This is a genomic window from Pedobacter gandavensis, assembly GCF_032677645.1.
Classification (GTDB): Bacteria; Bacteroidota; Bacteroidia; order Sphingobacteriales; family Sphingobacteriaceae; genus Pedobacter; species Pedobacter gandavensis_A.
The window spans coordinates 1-18,818 of sequence record NZ_JAVTSB010000016.1 but is presented as its reverse complement, the minus strand read 5'-3'; the positions used below and the strand labels follow the sequence as shown (position 1 = coordinate 18,818).

At 43.3% G+C, this 18,818-nt stretch carries 15 protein-coding genes; 13 read left to right on the top strand and 2 right to left on the bottom strand.

The window, feature by feature from the left end; genetic code table 11:
* Positions 1–11 precede the first annotated feature (11 nt).
* The 13 genes from R2Q66_RS22795 (at position 12) to R2Q66_RS22735 (ending at position 15,061) form a co-directional block, all read left to right on the top strand.
* Positions 12–1,325: an O-antigen ligase family protein gene (locus tag R2Q66_RS22795; protein WP_316753564.1), complete on the top strand. Its 1,314-nt coding sequence runs from the start codon at positions 12–14 to the stop codon at positions 1,323–1,325.
* Positions 1,322–2,485, top strand: coding sequence for a glycosyltransferase (locus R2Q66_RS22790; protein ID WP_316753562.1), 1,164 nt, complete (start codon positions 1,322–1,324; stop codon positions 2,483–2,485). The genes R2Q66_RS22795 and R2Q66_RS22790 overlap by 4 nt, the downstream gene beginning before the upstream one ends.
* A gap of 25 nt (positions 2,486–2,510) precedes the next feature.
* Positions 2,511–3,581 (top strand): glycosyltransferase, encoded by a 1,071-nt coding sequence (locus R2Q66_RS22785; RefSeq protein WP_316753560.1) that lies wholly within the window; start codon positions 2,511–2,513, stop codon positions 3,579–3,581.
* A 22-nt stretch (positions 3,582–3,603) separates the two neighbouring features.
* Positions 3,604–5,454 carry an asparagine synthase (glutamine-hydrolyzing) gene (asnB, locus tag R2Q66_RS22780; RefSeq protein ID WP_316753558.1) on the top strand — a complete coding sequence of 617 codons (1,851 nt, stop codon included), beginning with the start codon at positions 3,604–3,606 and terminating at the stop codon, positions 5,452–5,454.
* A 46-nt stretch (positions 5,455–5,500) separates the two neighbouring features.
* Entirely contained in the window at positions 5,501–6,499 is a 999-nt protein-coding gene (locus R2Q66_RS22775) for an NAD-dependent epimerase/dehydratase family protein (RefSeq protein ID WP_316753556.1), read from the top strand.
* A gap of 12 nt (positions 6,500–6,511) precedes the next feature.
* The gene (locus R2Q66_RS22770; RefSeq protein ID WP_316753554.1) at positions 6,512–7,480 is read left to right on the top strand and encodes a hypothetical protein; all 969 of its coding nucleotides are present in this window, start codon (positions 6,512–6,514) and stop codon (positions 7,478–7,480) included.
* A gap of 77 nt (positions 7,481–7,557) precedes the next feature.
* Positions 7,558–8,718, top strand: coding sequence for a glycosyltransferase family 4 protein (locus tag R2Q66_RS22765; protein ID WP_316753552.1), 1,161 nt, complete (start codon positions 7,558–7,560; stop codon positions 8,716–8,718).
* Between the two features lie 12 nt (positions 8,719–8,730).
* Positions 8,731–9,756: a GNAT family N-acetyltransferase gene (locus R2Q66_RS22760; protein ID WP_316753550.1), complete on the top strand. Its 1,026-nt coding sequence runs from the start codon at positions 8,731–8,733 to the stop codon at positions 9,754–9,756.
* On the top strand, positions 9,753–10,556 hold the full coding sequence (locus R2Q66_RS22755; RefSeq protein WP_316753548.1) for a phytanoyl-CoA dioxygenase family protein: 804 nt from the start codon (positions 9,753–9,755) through the stop codon (positions 10,554–10,556). The genes R2Q66_RS22760 and R2Q66_RS22755 overlap by 4 nt, the downstream gene beginning before the upstream one ends.
* Positions 10,557–10,581: 25 nt before the next feature.
* A complete protein-coding gene (locus tag R2Q66_RS22750) occupies positions 10,582–11,541 on the top strand; it encodes a hypothetical protein (protein WP_316753546.1) in 960 nt (319 codons plus the stop codon).
* Complete coding sequence (locus R2Q66_RS22745) at positions 11,538–12,569, top strand: GNAT family N-acetyltransferase (protein ID WP_316753544.1); 1,032 nt, start codon at positions 11,538–11,540, stop codon at positions 12,567–12,569. Before R2Q66_RS22750 ends, R2Q66_RS22745 begins: the two co-directional genes overlap by 4 nt.
* 10 nt (positions 12,570–12,579) lie before the next feature.
* Positions 12,580–14,469, top strand: a complete 1,890-nt coding sequence (locus tag R2Q66_RS22740) for a nucleoside-diphosphate sugar epimerase/dehydratase (protein WP_316753542.1) — start codon at positions 12,580–12,582, stop codon at positions 14,467–14,469.
* A 154-nt stretch (positions 14,470–14,623) separates the two neighbouring features.
* Positions 14,624–15,061, top strand: a complete 438-nt coding sequence (locus R2Q66_RS22735; protein ID WP_316753539.1) for a hypothetical protein — start codon at positions 14,624–14,626, stop codon at positions 15,059–15,061.
* 22 nt (positions 15,062–15,083) lie between these two features.
* Here R2Q66_RS22735 and R2Q66_RS22730 read toward each other — a convergent pair whose 3' ends face one another.
* Positions 15,084–16,070 carry a type IX secretion system membrane protein PorP/SprF gene (locus R2Q66_RS22730; protein WP_316753537.1) on the bottom strand — a complete coding sequence of 329 codons (987 nt, stop codon included), beginning with the start codon at positions 16,068–16,070 and terminating at the stop codon, positions 15,084–15,086.
* The coding region (locus tag R2Q66_RS22725) for a gliding motility-associated C-terminal domain-containing protein (RefSeq protein ID WP_316753535.1) at positions 16,070–18,818 on the bottom strand (2,749 nt) is incomplete at its 5' end. The genes R2Q66_RS22730 and R2Q66_RS22725, both read right to left, overlap by 1 nt.

Below are 18,818 nucleotides of genomic sequence, written 5' to 3'. Positions count from 1 at the left end.
GAAACAAAATCATGAGAAATCTGAGTATTCTTTTTGTGCTGATTTATTTGTATTCGCTGTGTTTTGGTTTGTTTTTAACCACATCAATCCGCATTCCTATCCCGATAATGGCTGCCTTACCCCTGCTACTTTTCTTTAGAAAAGAACAGATCAAATTGCTATATCTAAAGGAATTACTGATCATTGGAATAGCGATCTTTTTATACGATGTGGTTGGTCTTTCTGAGTTTAAGCCCTTTTTTGCCAGCCTGATCACCATTACTATAGCCGCCTTATTTTTCAATTATTATGTAGGGACACAGGAGAAAAGGTTTAATACGGCGATACTTATATTCTATGGCTGGTTGCTGATCTCGGCGCTGATTATGGTGATTAACCCAGTCTATCCTGAGAAAATCAACAACTTAAGGACCTTATTAATGGGCGAACCCGTGCTTCAAAGTCCTTCAGGTATTGCAATTTATCAGTTTAACTTCGGGTATCAGCTGGCCGCCCTGGTTACTTTCCTTTTTATCGCTACTTATGTTTTCAAGACCTCTGTCTTTCTGAAAACCCTGGTGCTGCTGGTTGCGTTAGTTTTCATTTATCTGGGAATGCAACGCTCCATTTTAGTCGGGTTTTTAGTCACCGCGGTTTTGTTTTTAGGCTTGTATTTTAAATTCAGGTCGGTATTTATCATTGCATTGGCCATACTTGCCGCAGCTTTACTTTATACGGTAGTATTGCGGGATCATTTTGACAGTTACCACAATATTGTGGCGAAGAACGAGCTAAATGATGAGGCCTATAACCGGACTACCCTCAGTGCAGAAAACCTGAGAATCATGACGGAATATCCTTACGGACTGATCTTTTACGGAAAAACATGGAGCGACGTCATTTATAGAAATGAGGTATTTTCTTCGGGTATCACTTCACACAATGCCTACCTGATGTTCCTCACTTATCTCGGACCGTTTTTAGGCCTCTCCTTATTGGCGTTGCTTTACCAGAAAATCGTCCGCATTACGATCGCTGCATTGCGAAGCATCCGTAGACCCGAAAATGCTTTAATGGTCTGTTTATGCTGTTCATTTCTGGGCGTTTCCCTCAATTCTTTATCACACAATTCCTGGTTACTGAGTCCGAATGGCCCTACTGTTTTTCTTTATTTCGCAATTCTCCATTTAGATTTTATGCGGCGTACCCGGCAACATAGTCTGGAGCCTGTTCAGCAACAGGCTATTCCTACCGGTTTCTTCCTGAGAAAACCGATGGGAAACGTAAAAAAACCGAGGGGGAAAATGTATCCGGGTATTCTAACCAATTTCCAAAAGACACCATGATTCCCATCCTTAAAATCACGCATTTGATTGGCTCACTTTCCAAAGGTGGAGCAGAACGTTTTGTAGTTGATTTATGCAATGAGCTGGCAAAAGATTCACATTGTGAGATCACGCTGTTGTCGCTCTGCGGTAATCATCCCGGGGAAAGTTTTTTGAGAGACCTACACCATACCGTCAGGTATCATTCTTTTGATAAGGGTAAAGGATTCAGCTATAAAACCTTGCAGGAACTCAGCACCTGGTTGTCCTTTGATAAGCCTGATATTGTTCATTCTCATTTGAACGGATTTGAATACCTCATTTTGTATCTAATGAAAAGTAGTAAAACTTTGTTTTTTCACACCCTTCATAACATTGCCAGTTCCGAATGTCCTAATTTCCTGGTCAAAGCCTTCCGGAAGCATTGGTATCAAAAGAGAAAAGTGCAACCCATTACGGTTTCGGCAGACGGCAGTCATTCTTTCAAAAATTATTACCGTTTAGATTCAGACCTCATGATTCCCAATGGCCGGACTCTTATCAAACCAGGGGCTTCCTTTAAACATTTACTCTATACCTATCGCCTGGATTCTGACGCTTTCTTATTGGTAAATGTGGCCAGAGTTACCCCGCAAAAGAACCAGGAATTACTGATTAAAGCAGTCCGCTTATTCAATAGCAGGGAACCTAAAAAATGTCAGTTGCTGATTATTGGAGGTATCAAAGATGAAAAACTATATCAGGATTTGCTGGAACTAACAGATTCCGATCCGCAGATCATCTTTTTAGGAGAAAAGGACAACATTGTTGATTATCTGGCATTAGCAGATGCGCTTTGTCTATCCAGTTTATATGAAGGCATGCCGATATCCCTGATTGAGGCTTTTTCTCAGGGTTGCATTCCGGTTTGTAGTCCGGTGCAAGGACTTCGGGAAATGATTCAGCATCAGCATAACGGTTTTTTGAGTAAAGATGAAAGTATAGAAAGTTATTATGAAGCCATCAAAGAGGCGCTTTATCATCCCCATAAAACAGGGATCAGATACCAGTGTAAGCAAACTTTCTGGCTCCATTACCACATCCGGATCGCTGCCCATCATTACCGGAGCTGCTACCATCAAAAGATACATCAGGCCTTGATCAGACAACACAGCCGGATTATTCCACAAAATCAAAATTAAGCTCAACCACAATTAATTCCAGGATATGACGATCCAACGTAAGAGAATTATCCTCCTCAGTCCATCATTGAGCAAGGGGGGTGCAGAAACACAGCTGATAAAAATCGCATCGGAACTACAATCCAGAGGGTTCGAATTGCTGATTATTTCCTTAAAACCCATTAATGAATTCGACATAAGTTTCCGGCAAATGGGCTTAAAGGTAGTCACGTTAAACAACTGGATGAATCAACCTTATCTGAATTGGAAAAAGCTCAAAAGAACATTTTCCTACTATAAACCAGACCTGGTTATTGCCTTTATGTTTGCTGCTATTTTATTTGCCAGAATGCTGAAACGCGAAGGCGGTTTCAAATTGATTTCTTCAATCCGGATTTCGGTAATTCCCGCAAAATGGCATTTACTTATGAAACTATCCAAGGGAATGGACGATGAGGTGGTATTTAATTCTGATGCTGCAAAGGCCAATTTTGAACGGCTAAACCTGGTTAAAAAAGAGAGTAAAGTGATTCACAATTTGGTTGCTATACCTCGTATTTCCATCATTACGGCACAGAAACACGCTGTTTTTACCTGGGTATGTGTGGCACATTTTAGGTGGAACAAAGATTATGTGACCCTATTCGAGGCTATCGCCAGGCACAAACCAGCCTCTTTTCGGGTGGATATTATTGGCGCTTTAAATGAGGCGACCTGGCCGTATCAAATGATACTTGATCTGGGGATAAAGAAACATGTCAGACTATTAGATTTTCAACAAGACCCTTCGCTTTATGTCCGGGCGGCAGATGCCTTTGTCCTTTCTTCTCATTCCGAAGGTATGCCTAATGCACTTATGGAGGCCATGTCCCATGGAAAACCTGTTGTAGCCACTGCGATTGATGGCATTACAGAATTAGTTGCTGAAGCTAAATGCGGTCTGCTGACCAGGAAAAAAAACGCAAAAGATCTTGCTGAAAAAATGAAAGAAATGATGGCGTTTAGTCCGGCAGAAAGGCAGGTCCTCGGCAACAAAGGAAAACTTTACATCGAGCAGAATTTCAATAAAGAAAAGGTGATATCAGAATGGGTTCAGCTCATCAATCAGCTTAGTTAAATCAAAATAACCCTTAAAAACTATGTGCGGAATATTTGGCACTTTAAACTATCCCTTTCCTATAAATGAGCAGCTCATATTTGACGGTTTAGCACACCGGGGCCCCGACGAACAAGGTTCCCAAAGTGTAGACCAGCTAGTTTTGTACCATACGCGATTGGCCATTCAGGACCTCAGTCTGACCGGCAGACAGCCGATGGAATATAACGGTCTATTATTAATTTTCAACGGAGAAATTTACAACCACCTCGAGCTAAGGGAAAAACACGGCCTGGAAGCCAGTTCGACTTCAGACACCAGAACGATTCTGATGATGTTTGAAAAGATGGGGATGAAAATGCTGGAGGAGTTTGACGGGATGTTTGCCTTTGCGCTCTACGACCTGAAAAACCGGAAACTCTACCTCGCAAGGGATCGTGCAGGAAAAAAGCCGCTCTATATTTACCGCAAAGACAACCACTATGTCTTTTCCTCGGAACTGTCCATTCTGGCCCGCATTACCAAACCTGAAATAGACCAGCAGGCTTTGGCTGATTACTTATATCTGGGCTACCATTACAGGGCTTCCACCCCCTATTTAAACATTTCCGAACTCGAAAACGGCCATTATCTGGAGATTGATACTCAACAGCAAAGCCAGCAAGAGGTCGTTTGGTTTAAAATGGAGGCGGGTTATCAAAAGATAAGTAAGCTGAATCAACAAGAAACACTTTTACAGCTTGAGGATCTTTTGACAACTGCGGTTTCCAGACGGCTACACAGCTCAGATCTTCCGGTAGGTTCCTTTTTAAGTGGTGGTATTGACAGCGGACTCGTCACGGCAATAGCCGCAAAACAAGTCGGCCAGCTACATACATTTACGGTTAGGGTACCCGGAAGTTATGATGAATCTGCACTTGCAGCACAGGTTGCACAAAAATATGATACGAATCATACGGTGGTGGATCTGGACTTTTCCAACCTAAAAAACGACATAGAGCACATCATTTCTGCACATGGCGAACCGAATTGCGACAATTCCGCTATCCCGGGTTATTATGTCGCAAAAGCGGCAAAGGCACAGCTCAGCGTAGTCTTAAATGGTGATGGTGCCGATGAATTATTTGGCGGTTACCGTCGCTATGTCCCTTTCCGGCACATTGATTTTTTTAAGCCCAATAACATCACCAGTATCAGTGCTAAAATCTTATCCGGGATTTTACCGATTGCCAATGAAAAACAGAGTTATTACACTTATATCTACCGTTTACTGAAGTTTGCCAGCTATACTGATGTGTTAAAAATCTATTGCTCGGCTTCTTCCGATCTATTCGTCGGGTTTGAAGATATGTTTATCAGGCAACCCTTGATGAAGGCCATTACGACTGACCTACAGACGATTAATAAGCTCCATATCACTCCGCTAAATAAGCTGTTGCTGATGGACTTTCAATCCTTATTGTTTAGCCGTTTATTACCCAAAATGGATATCGCGACCATGGCACATTCACTGGAAGGAAGGAGCCCGTTCTTATCAAAAGAACTGTTGGAGTTTGCACCGGGACTTCCTGATCAATTTAAGATCAATCAGGTGACCACCAAATACATATTACGGGAGCTTGCCCGAAAATATTTACCGGATCAGCTCCTTCATCAACCGAAGCGAGGCTTTGAAATACCCCTCAGAAAATGGGTGGATGAAGAATTAAACCCCATCATCCGCGATTATTTAATGGCAAAATCAACACTCTACGCGAAAATTATCAAAAGAAGTTTTGTGGAGGCTTTACTGGCCAGAAAGATCAACGTTTCGGACGAAAGAAGGGCGAAAATGCTCTTTTGCATTTTCGGAATGGAAGTATGGTACAGCAAGATAATGACATCAGCGCCATGAAAAAACTATCAAACACAGCAAATGAAAACGTCCTCAAATCATATATATGAAAGTATTGGTAACCGGTAGTGCCGGATTTATAGGATTTCACCTCACACTGGCTTTGCTGCGACGCGGAGACCAGGTCATAGGTATTGACAACATCAATGACTACTATGAGCTGAGTTTAAAGTATGCGCGCCTGGAAGAAACAGGAATTTCAGAAAATGCGATTGCTTATGGGAAAGCTGTTCGCAGCCGTAAATATGGACGATATACTTTCCTCAAGCTGGCCCTAAACGACCGGCGGCGCATGGAAGAATTATTTGCCGATCAATCATTTGATATGGTTTGTCATTTAGCGGCTCAGGCTGGGGTAAGGTACAGTTTAACCAATCCACAAGCTTATATAGACTCCAATATCAATGGCTTTATGAATGTGCTGGAAGGTTGTCGGAAACAACAGATTAAACACCTGGTTTATGCCAGTTCTTCCAGTGTTTACGGCTTAAATAAGGAAATGCCATTTTCTACCAGTCAGCCGGCAGACCGCCCCGCTTCCTTATATGCGGCTACGAAAAAAAGCAATGAGCTGATGGCCCATGCCTATAGTCACCTCTTTCATCTTCCCAGCACCGGCCTGCGTTTCTTTACGGTTTATGGCCCATGGGGAAGGCCGGATATGGCACTTTTCCTTTTTACCAGAGCGATTCTCAAAGGAGAACCTTTGAAAGTTTTCAATTACGGTCTGATGAAAAGAGATTTCACTTATATCGATGATATCATTTCCAGAATGCTGTTGTTATTGGATGCTCCGGAACCCACAACCCCCTATCGGGTGCTCAACATCGGCAGAGGAAAGCCCGTTAGCCTCTTCGATTTCATCACTGAGATCGAGAAAAATCTGGGTAAAAAAGCACTGCACCATTACCTGCCCATGCAGGATGGCGATGTGCTCGAAACCTGGGCTGATGTGACAGAACTGGAGGATATATGCGGCCAGCAAGCCTGGGTATCCACCGAAGAAGGGGTGAAAAAATTTATAGACTGGTATCAGAAATACTAAACCCAAAACATCATGTATACTTTGTTAATTTCCCTGCTCATCCTGGCCTACACGGCTAATTACGGAGGTCCGGTTCCTAAAAGGAGTGTTTTGACCGGCTTGTTGAATACGGAGATCATCGGCTTTGCTGCGATGGCTGGCGGAACTACCGGAGGCAGCGGGGGCTGGGAAGTTGAGGTACATGACCTTGCCGGGTTTAAAGCTGCCGCAGCAGCTGATCAGCCCATGGTCATTAAGTTTTCCGGACAAATCAAAGGCAGCGGTTTTATACGGATCAAATCCAACAAAACGATCATTGGCAGCAGTGGTTCTTTGATGGAGGGAATCGGTTTACTCGTTTATGGGCACCACAATGTGATCATTAGAAACATGACGATCCGCAATGTTGTACAGTATTCTAATATTGTGATCAAAGAGGCGGCCCACCATGTTTGGGTAGACCATTGCAGCTTGTCTTCCGACCGTAAGCATGGCTGGTCGCATTACGATGGACTCCTGGATGTGGGCAACAGATCAGATTATATCACTTTATCCTGGAATAAGTTACATGACAATCATAAGGCAATGCTGATTGGTTTCGGGGATGAAAACACAGATGACTTTGGTCATTTAAAGGTGACTGTTTATAAAAATTACTTCTATAATATTTCGGAAAGGCAACCCGGGGTGAGGTTCGGGCAGGTCCATGTGTTCAACAATTACCTGAAAAACAGCAATAGTTACGGGATTGGTTCCACGATGGACGCGACAGTCAGAACTGATCATAATTATTTCGAAAATGTTGCTCATCCCATCCGGACCAATTTCAATAGCAAGCCCGGTTTTGTGGTTGGAGCTACGAACAATTTATATCAGGGTTGCGGCAAAAACATCATCATTACCGGGCTCTGCATCTGGCGGCCTCCTTACGACTATCAGAAAGAATTGTTGCCCACAGCTCAGGTTCCGCTGGCAATTTTCCATGGCGCAGGAGCAAAATAGCGCTATAGCGTCCAAAATACAGGGTTAAGTTCAACTCAATATAAGTTCAAATCAATGTTGTCGGAAAGGAATTAATTATGGAACATAAAAGAAAAAAGATACTGATCATTTGCAATTCTTCCGATACTTTAATGAATTTCCGGGGGAAGCTGATTGAGAGCCTGGTACTACAGCATGAGCTGACGGTATTTTGCCCATTGATTACCCGACTGGAGATTAGAAACTCCTTGCTGAAGCTTGGCGTAATGATCGAAGAGAATCAATTGAAACCGAGCAAAGTCTCCCTGTTTTCTGATTTGAATTACCTGTGCGAACTTTACCGGCTGATCAAAAGAACACGTCCGGACCTGGTTTTCCCCTATGCTTTTAAGCCGGTGATTTACGGAACCCTGGTTGCTAAATATTGTGGGGTGAAAAGGATTACGCCCATGTTAACGGGGCTTGGTTACAACTTCAGTATGGATAATCCGGCTAAAAAATGGTGGAGTATCGTGACCAGAATGCTTTTAAAGCTGGCCCTCCGTTCAGATTCTGCTTTGCGGGTCATTTTTCAAAACAAGGATGATTTAAAACTGCTCATGCACAAACATATCATTGGCAAAGGCACGGCAGCATTTGTGGTGAATGGCTCTGGTGTAGACCTTAATTATTACCAATATAGCAGACCTTCTCCAGGACCTGTCGGTTTTCTAATGATTTCCCGGTTGATCAATGCAAAAGGAATCAGGGAGTATTATGAGGCGGCAAAGCAGATGAAAGCACTTTTTCCGGAAATGCGCTTCAAATTAATCGGCGCCGACAACGACAACGTCGATGCCATTGACCGGAGCTTATACCAGGCGCTGAAATCAGGCGAAGTCCTGGAGTATTACGGGGCAGTTACCGATGTCCGCCCTTATATCAAGGATGCGGCGGTAGTGGTATTGCCCTCTTATTATGGAGAAGGGATTCCGCGTTCGCTGATGGAGGCGATGGCGATGGGCAGAGCCATCATCACCTGCGATCATGTGGGTTGTAAAGAAACGCTGAACCATGGGGATCTGCCCTCTGCAAGGTTTTCCAATGGAATTTTGATTCCAATCAAAGATACCGCAGCATTGGTTGCTGCGATGACTCATTTCCGCCGGCATCCGGAAGATATCATTTCATTCGGGATCAACGGCCGGATACTCGCAAAAGAGAAATTTGACGTCAATATTATCAACGCCCGGATGCTGCATATTCTACAGGATGCTTAAAATTAGCTAATTATGACTTATCAATTGATCACCATCCATCAACATTTTGAATGGGTGTCTCTGGTACAACGTTCCTTACAACATGATTTTTACCATACCTGGCATTATCATTCCCTGGATATGGAGGGAGAACCTTTACTTTTCGTTTATGAGGAACAAGATGTTTTCATTGCCATTCCATTACTCAAAAGAGAAATTGAGGGTACCCATCTATACGACCTGACTTCCGCTTATGGCTATACCGGGCCGATTTCTAACCGGAATCCCGACGATCTGGAGGACAAAGCCATCGCAAACTTTAAGTCCTCTTTTCTGGATTTCATGAAAACAGCGCGTTGTGTCTGTGCTTTTTGCAGGCTCAAGCCCTTTCTCCGCCAGGAGCGTTTACTGGAAAATTTTGGCGGCATTTATCCCAATGGGCAGACGGTGGTGATCGACCTGAAGTTGTCAATTGAGGAGCAGCGACTCAATTACGACCGTAGACTGGCCAGAAAGATCAGACAATTGAGAACTTTAGATTTCGAGATCCGGGAGACTGAGGAAGACAGTGACATCAAAGCTTTTGCGGCGATGTACCTTCAAAATATGCGGCGAAACGGGGCCTCAGAACGGTACTTACACCAGGAGCCCTATTTCCGGAAATTATTAAATACCCTGGAAGGAAATTGTAAACTCATCATGGTGTACTACAACCATAAGCCCATTTGCGGGCACATCATTACCTACGACAAATATTTCATCAGGAATCATTTATCCGCCACGCACAACAGTTATGTCTCCCAGTCTCCAGGCAAATTAATCATCGATGAAATCAGCTTATTTGCGCGGGAAAAGGGCATCCGTTATTACCATCTCGGTGGTGGTTTAAACGGGCAGGCTGATTCCTTATTTCAATTCAAAGCTGCGTTTTCTAACCTGGTGCTCGACGATAAAACCTGGTGTTTTATAGCCGATCCATTGCAGTACCAGGCTTTGGCAAACGAGAGATCAAATGATCATCAATCCTCCTATTTTCCCAGATACAGAAACTCAAAATGAAAAACAGCTATCCTTATCAATTCGAAAACACGAAAGACTTTGACACCGCTATGGACAAATATGGCTGGTTAATTTATGAAGATGTGATCTCTCCGGGGCTTGTCGACATTATTAACCTGGGCTTTGCCAAAGCTTATCGGTTACGAAGGACTATTCAAAAGAAAAACGGCATTGAAGAAGACATGAAAGGAACACTTCACCATTTACTGGAACCCGATAATTTTGGCTTTACGTTTATCAGTCAGCTGTTTTGCGATGCCCAGATCAGGCATTTCCTCCAGGGGAATTACATCCTGAACGGCATAAATGGGGTGATCAATTTAAAGCATGCGACTCCCTATGTCCAAAATGTACACCGCGACATGAGGTCTTTCACTGCTCCGCTGAAGCTGATGATTCAAATGATCGTTTTACTGGATGATTTTACGCTGGACAATGGGGCTACTTTTTTCCTTTCAGGTTCTCATAAGACTCCAGCTAAACCTAATGAGCTGAAATTCTTTGGAAAAGCCGACCGTGCAGTGGCCAGAAAGGGCAGTATTATTCTCTTTGATTCCTTGTTGTGGCATGCTGCAGGGAAGAATTACACCGATGACCCTAGAAGAGCGCTGACCCTCAGCTTTACGGTTCCCTACGTTAAGCAACAGCTGGATTACCCCCGGTTTCTGGGCTATGAAGCCGGAGAAAACTTTTCAGAAGAACTGAGACAGGTGATCGGCTATAACGCCCGGGTGCCGGCAAACTTATATGAATTTTACCAACCTCTACAGCGCAGGATGTATCAATCGGGACAAGGCTGATCCGGGTCCTATAAAACCATAATTTATGTATACAGAAGGAAAAACAATCGGTGGTTACCTGGAATTGCAACTCCCTGAGGGCAAAGAACACTACCCTTCATTTATTCATTTGAACACGGGCAGAAATGCTTTTGAATACCTCTTGCGGATCAAAAAATACAGTCTGGTTTACCTGCCTTATTTCTCTTGTGAGGTGCTGATGGAGCCCCTGCGAAAGTTGAAAATCCCTTATCGTTTTTACCATATTGACCGAAAGCTGGAACCGCTGATTAATTTTGAACCGGAGTTCAATTCCTGTCTGATGTATCCTAATTATTTTGGAATAAAAACGGAGACGGTACGACAGCTTTCCACCCGGGTAGATCATTTGATCATAGACAATTCCCAGGCTTTTTTCCAGTTGCCGGTAACCGGCGTGGATACTTTTTACTCTTGCCGGAAGTTTTTCGGGGTTCCGGACGGGGCCTATTTATACACGGAAAGTAATACACGTTTGTCTTTAGAAAGCGACATTTCTGCTTATCGTTGTTCTCATTTGATCAAAAGCATCGACCTGAGCATAGAAACCGGCTATTACGATTATTTGAAAAACAATATAGGTCTTGGCAATAATGCGATCAAAAAAATGTCGGTATTGAGTAGACGGATGCTTTGCGGGATTGATTATGAAGCTTGCCGCAAGATAAGAAATGAGAATTTTGAACATTTACACACTGCTTTTTCCGGAATCAATGAGCTATCCATTGATTTGAAAAACATTGACGGCCCAATGGCCTATCCTTTACTCCTTCCAGGGAAAGGATTGCGGGCTGCTTTGATTGCAAAAAGGATATTTATAGCCAGTTACTGGCCAAATGTATTGGAATGGACCAGCGAAGAGATGTTCGAAAACTACCTGGCTAACAACCTTCTGGCCCTCCCTATCGACCACCGCTACTCCCGCAGCGACATGGATCAAATCATTCAAATCATCCGCAAATTATGAAAAGAATAATTCAACTATTTGAAAAAGAAGATTGGAAATATTATGTAGGAAATTCCTTGCAACACGACTTTTACCACACCTGGCATTACCATTCGATGGATATGATGGGTGAGCCCTTACTTTTCGTCTATGAAGAAGGGGGAAATTACCTGGCTTTTCCGCTGATCAAAAGAGAGATTCCCGGGGAGGAATATTTCGACCTGACTTCCGTTTATGGGTATACCGGGCCGATTTCTAATCAGAGATTTAAGGTCCTGAGCCCATTGTTTCTGGAGAATTTCAGGATATCATTTCTGGAGTTCTTAAACGAAGAAAAGATCGTTTCAGTTTTTTCCAGGTTACATCCTTTTTTCGATCAATCCTTGTCTATTGCCAAATTAGGTGGCATTCATCCCAATGGGAAAACCGTAGCCATAGATCTGACACTTTCAATTGAAGCGCAGCGACATAAATACCATGGGCGGCTAAGGGGGAAAATCAGTCAATTGAGAAGGAAGGGTTATGTGGTCAGGGAATCGGATTCTATAGACGACATTGATATCTTTGCGCAGATTTACATGGAAAATATGAAGCGGATCAGTGCTTCTGACCACTACCTGTTTCCAGCCTCTTATTTCAGAGACCTTTATCATTCTGACGAGCTAAACAGCAAACTACTATTGGTTTACCTGGGCAACCGGGCCGTATCCGGCGCGTATATTGTTTGTACTAATGAAATCATTCAGGCCCATCTTTTAGGTACACTTACGGCTTATTTACCAGATTCTCCGGCCAAGTTACTCACGGATGAGATCAGTATGTTTGGCCGTACGATGGGTGCAAGATATTTCCATCTTGGTGGGGGCTTAAATTTCAAACACGACTCTCTTTTTGAATGGAAGGCTTCTTTTTCCGATTTGATCCTTGATTTCAACAGCTGGAGATACATTGCTAATCCCGGAGTCTATGAGGCCCTGGTCCAAAAGCTGAACATCAATACAGCCGCCAACATTGACTTCTTCCCATTATATCGATACAAATCCTCCTAAATCCCAATTCATGAAAGCTATATTTCAGGAAAAGATCCATTCCAGATGGCTTATTCTCCTTATTGATCAAATTATTCTCTTTTGGGCCATTGTCATATCCTTACTGTTGCTCCAGCAGGTTTCTGCGACAGCGGTTTGGGGTGTAGTAGAACTCAGTTCGCTCTTTTTATATCATATCATTTCGATCACCGTTTTTATGATCCTGGAGCTTCATACCGGTATCATACGCTATTCGAATACGAAGGATATGGTTAGGGTATTTTTAGCGGTATTCCTCAGTAGCGTCATTTTTGGCTTGTTGAGCAGGATTATCCTGATCTCTGATTTCCAGTTACAGTTGCAATGGTTTTACAAGGTAGTCCTGGTTAACTTTTTCATTTCTTCTTCTTTATTGATCTTATTCAGAATTGGCGTTAAGAGTCTGTTTGCTTTCTTTAAAACCGTAACCCCTGTAAAAAAGCGGGAGCGTTTGTTGATTTTTGGTTCCGACAGCTATTCCATTTTACTCAAACAGACTTTGGAATCTTCTCCGGAAAACGACGTTCAGGTGATGGGATTTGTGGACGACCATCCGGATAAGGTGAACAAATTTATCGAGCAGACAAAAGTTTACCATTCTTCCGCGCTGCCCTTGTTACTATTGAAACATGGTATTGAAAAGTTAGTGATTGGTCATGAGACGCTGTTTGAAGGTTGCAAAAAGAAAGTGATTGAAAGATGTGTGACACTTGGGATCAAGGTGATGATTGTACCGCCATCCAATCAATGGTTATATGGGAAATTACAATTCAACCAGCTGCAGAATTTAAAGATTGAGGATCTGTTGCAACGGGCTCCAATCCTGTTGGAACAACAAAACGTTCAGGAGCAGTTGCGGGGTAAAAGAGTACTGGTTACCGGGGCAGCGGGTTCGATCGGTTCAGAATTGGTTCGGCAACTCCTGGATTATGACCTTGAATTTCTGATTGCCTGCGATCAGGCGGAAACGCCATTGCATGAATTACAGTTGGAAATGGAGGGGCATCCGAAAGGAGATCTGGTTAAAATATTTCTTGGCAGCATACAAAATCAAGGCAGAATGAAAACGCTTTTTGAGCGGTATCAACCGGAGATTGTTTTCCATGCGGCTGCCTATAAGCATGTCCCTATGATGGAAAACCATGCGGAAGAGGCGATTTTAACCAATATCTACGGGACTAAAAACATCGCGGACCTTGCGGTTAGTTATGGAATTGAAAAGTTTGTGATGATTTCTACGGATAAGGCGGTGAAGCCCGGCAACATCATGGGGGCTTCCAAACGGATTGCAGAAATTTACATCCAATCCTTGCAGGAAGGCCGGGGGAAAACTGAATTTATTACCACACGTTTTGGAAATGTTTTGGGCTCCAATGGTTCCGTTATTCCGAGGTTTAAGGCACAAATAGAACGCGGGGGGCCGGTTACCGTGACCCATCCGGAGGTGACCCGATATTTCATGACCATTTCAGAATCTGTACAATTGGTACTTGAAGCTGCTGCAATGGGAAAAGGTGGCGAGATATTTTTGTTCGACATGGGCAGTCCCATCAAGATTGCAGACCTGGCTATTCAAATGATTAAGCTGGCCGGACTTCATCCGGAAAAAGACATTCAAATTGTGTACAGTGGTTTACGTCCGGGTGAAAAGCTGTACGAAGAACTGTTACACCAGGATGAACACTCCATTCCGACCCATCATCCGAAGATAAAAATGGCTAAAACCATCCGGTATAGCCATGCATTTATTGAGAAAGCGATTTCCGAGATTCTTGATTTGAATCAGTTAAATGACCCTTATGATACAATTCGAAAACTTAAATCTATTCTTCCGGAGTTCCGCAGCAACAATTCCAGATATGAGCAATTGGATGGTTCTTAAGGCGTATTCCAATTAATTAAATATTTCATCAGAAAATTTATTTATTTTGAAATTAGCAACTATTTTTATTATCTTGCTGTAAGATTAGTCCCAACTGATCTTATGTTTGAAAATAATAGTGTGCTGGTTTCTTATTAACCTAAACTATTATCTTATGATTTTAATCAACAATGACGGTCTAATTGAGCGCGTAGTGCGCAACAAGATTAGTATTTCAGAGCTTTCGCGTATTTTAGATGTGAGCAGAACTTCTATTTACAATTGGTTTCAACAGAAGCAGATTGGCATTGACGTGGTGTGTAAAATCGGCAGTGCCATAGATCATGATTTTGGAAATGAATTTCCTGAGGCTTTTGCCAAAGAGGGCGATCGAATCATGGAAAATCTAACCAGAGAAAGAATGGAAGATGAACAATACTATAGTAATTCTGTACAGTATTGGATGAAAAAATACATCATTTTATTGGAGAAACACATGGAACTCCTGAACGAAATGAAAAACAAGCCAGTAACTATTCCAGCAGACAATCCAATAGTTCCGGGGCCCATGTTGGGTAGTTCCAAGAATACGAGGTTGCACTATCCCCATTAATTTAAATACCCCCGCACAGCATTTAAAACACCCTCGGACAGATGAAAGACCTTGGAACTTTGCCAAAGGCGAGTCCCATGGTGATCTCATGAGATCCATTTTGGCTACTCCCCAGGATGCTGGTGACATGGTCATAGGAATAACCTAATCTGAAACGCTCATTTACAAAAAACTGGACAATGCCGGAGATAGAATTTTCTTTACTCAGGGAAGACCCCTCCAGGTTTTTCTTCCAGAGATTGAATCCTGTACGGATAGAGCCACCGATCCATATTTTATCACTAATGATGAGCATGGTATTAAAATCGGCACTGGTTGGCCCTCTAAAGTCTTCTTTCAAGAGGATACTGGGTCTGATTCTGATTTCCGGTGAAACATTAATCAATGCCCCGCCCATCAGGTAGGCATGTCGGCTACGAATGATATTTAAAGAAGAAGATTGATTTCTTCGCTGATCCGGTCCGGAAAACAGGTCCAGGGCTGATAGTCCAAGATACCAGTAGTCGGAATTATAAAAGACCCCGAGGCGCAAATCCGGAACGATATTACTTTGATTTCCGAGGGGTATTGCCTCATCTCCGGGCTGAACTGTGGTTAGCAAAGATCCTTTTAAGGCATACTGTGCTGCTCCTACGCCCAATCCAAAACTCAAGCGTTGCGTATCATCATCATTTAACTGTAAGCGGTAAGCATAATTCAGTGTTGCTGAAGTTGCCGATTGTGCGCCGATTTTATCGGTTGTAATTTGCACACCCAATCCCATTTTACGATCCAGCGGATCTAAAATCCCATCAATGGAGGCCGTTGCAGTTTGTGGAGCGCCCTCCATTCCCATCCATTGCGCCCGCAATCCGAGTTGTACAAACCATTCTTCTTTATAGCCTGCATAGGCAGGATTTATACTCAGACTATTAAATATATACTGCGTAAACTGGATATTTTGCTGTGCTGCTACTTTTCCAATTTGCGAGCAGCAGATACAGATCATTATGGTGATCAATTTTCTCATTATCTTTTGATTAAAATCCAGCTTTTACGGTACGTAATCTCGCCTGCTTTTTTAAGTTTGAGCACGTAGAAATAGGTTCCCTCGTTGAGACCCATTCCATCCCATTCCCCTTTATAGTTGTTGTTTTTATACACCTGATCGCCCCAGCGATTGAAGACAGCCAGGTCAACATTTTCATAAGCGGCTATTCCAATGATTTGAAAAGTATCATTTTTACCATCGCCGTTTGGCGTAAACGTATTTGGTATTTCCAGATCCGGTGGGGCTACATTAATGGTCACCATGGCCACATTAGAGGATAATCCTACGGAATCGTTGATCTTATAGCTGAACTTTTCAATCCCTGAGTATCCTTTATTTGGCTGATACAGGATTTTTCCATCTTTATTCATTTGAAGGCTTCCGTTTGAAGGCATCATCTGCACTTCTATCGTACTCACATCTAAAGGAAAAAGACTTGCACGGTCGTTTTTAGCGACGGCAACCATGACTTCCAGGTCTGTTTTGGTCTTTGCATAATCATCTATTGCAGCAGGGTAACGGACCACGTCGATATCTGTAGGGGTATCATTGTCATGGCTTGTGCCAGAGATATCAGAAACGGCCTCCCCGATCTCAGTTTTTCCCTCTACCTCTGCCGTATTTCTCACATTTCCATTCAGTTTTTCATCTTCTGTAACGGTGTAATTTTCCTTATGGATGATGGAAGCACCCGGTGCGATTGTAGTTGGAGATATCAGGATTGATTTACTGATTTTTGGGTCGGACAGGACGAGGTGATGTAAGGTTACGTTTCCGGTATTTCTAATGATAAAGGTGTAGGTAATCGTTTTAAAGTCGTTATTGAAGCGTCCGGTTTTGATTAAGCTAACTTTAGGACGCTGCTGAATAGTTACGTCTGCTTGAGTAGCAAGCAGCGGATGTTCTGTACTTTCTACGGTGACGGTGTTTTGGATCTTAGCGAGGTTAGCTGTTGGCGCCCCATTTTTATCTAAATCTGATTGAGTTACGGTATAGGTTCCTGTATAAATCCAGGTTTCTGATCTTTCGAGAATACCATTACCATTGTCGCCGGTTTTTTGGTTCAGTTGTCCGCCAATTAGTGGGTCGTTAACCATTACATTATGGTGATTTGCCGTTCCGGTATTTTTAACGGTAATGGTATAGTTTATCTTTTCTCCTGCGGCAGAAACAGTTCGGAGGTCTGCGGTCTTGGTAATGGAAAGGCCGATACAAGCTGGAACCTTGATCGTGATTTTAAAAGGAATGCCATCGCAACCGCCATTTAATCCCCTTGGGGTAACGGTATAGGTAACGTCCTGAGGGATTGCTGTTGGGTTGTAAAGGTTGGCATTGATGGTGTTACCCGATCCGTTTTGGGCACCTGTTACCGGAGAATTTACCGTCCAGCTGAAGCTTGAAGGCACGGAGTTCCCTCCTTTTATCGTGTTGTTGATATTTGCTTGTAATGGGTATATAAATGAGGATTGATTGCAAGTTAAAGCAGGTAAGATGTCGTCATGGCCTTTTGGAACAGGACTTACGGTTACTTTCGTTGTGGCGGAAATCGCACTGCTGCAACCCGCTGTATTGGTTACTTTGACCGTATAAATACCGATTTCATTGACGCTGTAACTTTGAGCAGTCGCATTTGGAATTAGGTTTCCGTTTTTGTACCACTGGTTTCCGGTTAGTGCCGATGAGGTTAAAATCACCACTCCACCCTCGCAGAAAGTTGTTTCATTTGATGGGGAGATGTGAGGTAGTTCAGGATATTGAACTTCTGTAACGGTAGTTGGTAAGGAGATCAGACTTACACAACCTTTGTGGTTTGTAAACTGGACGGAGTAGTCGCCCGGGGTGGTTGCGGTGTAAGTATTAGCGGTTTCGCCCGGGATGAGTACGTTGTTTTTATACCATTGGTTGCCACTGATTTCTGAGGAAGTAAGGATGGTATTTCCTCCTTCGCAAAATACGGCATGGTTGGTAGAAGTGATGGTTGGCGGATTCGGAATCGGGTTTTTCGTCAGGGTTACAGGTGCTGATGTTAAGCTGACGCAGTTGTTTAGGGTTACTTGCAAGGTGTACTTCCCGCTTTCGGTAGCGGTGTAGGTTGGTTGATTTGCTCCCTCTATGGCCAGACCTTCTTTGTACCACTGGTTACCTGTATTAGCAGAAGAAGTCAGTGTTGTGCTACTGCCTTCGCAGAATTCTTTATGGATTACGGTAATCACAGGAGTTGTCGGAATCGGGTGAGCGATTAGCACCACTGCCTCAGATACCAGACTCGCGCAGTTATTTAAGGTAACTACCAAAGTGTATTTACCGCTTTCCGTAGCGGTGTAGGTTGATTCCGTTGCTCCCTCTATGGCCAGACCTTCTTTGTACCACTGGTTACCCGTAGCCGAAGAAGAGGTCAGTATCGTATTGCTGCCTTCGCAGAATTCTTTATGGATCGCGGTAATCACAGGAGTCGTAGGAATCGGGTGAGCGATTAGCACCACTGCCTCAGATACCAGACTCGCACAGTTATTTAAGGTAACTACCAAAGTATACTTTCCGCTTTCGGTGGCCGTGTAGGTTTGTTCCGTTGCGCCATCTATGGCCAGGCCTTCTTTGTACCACTGGTTGCCGGTAGCCGAAGATGAAGTCAATATCGTGCTACTACCTTCGCAGAATTCTTTATGGATTGCGGTAATCACAGGAGTCGTCGGAATCGGGTGAGCGATTAGCACAACAGGTGCAGAT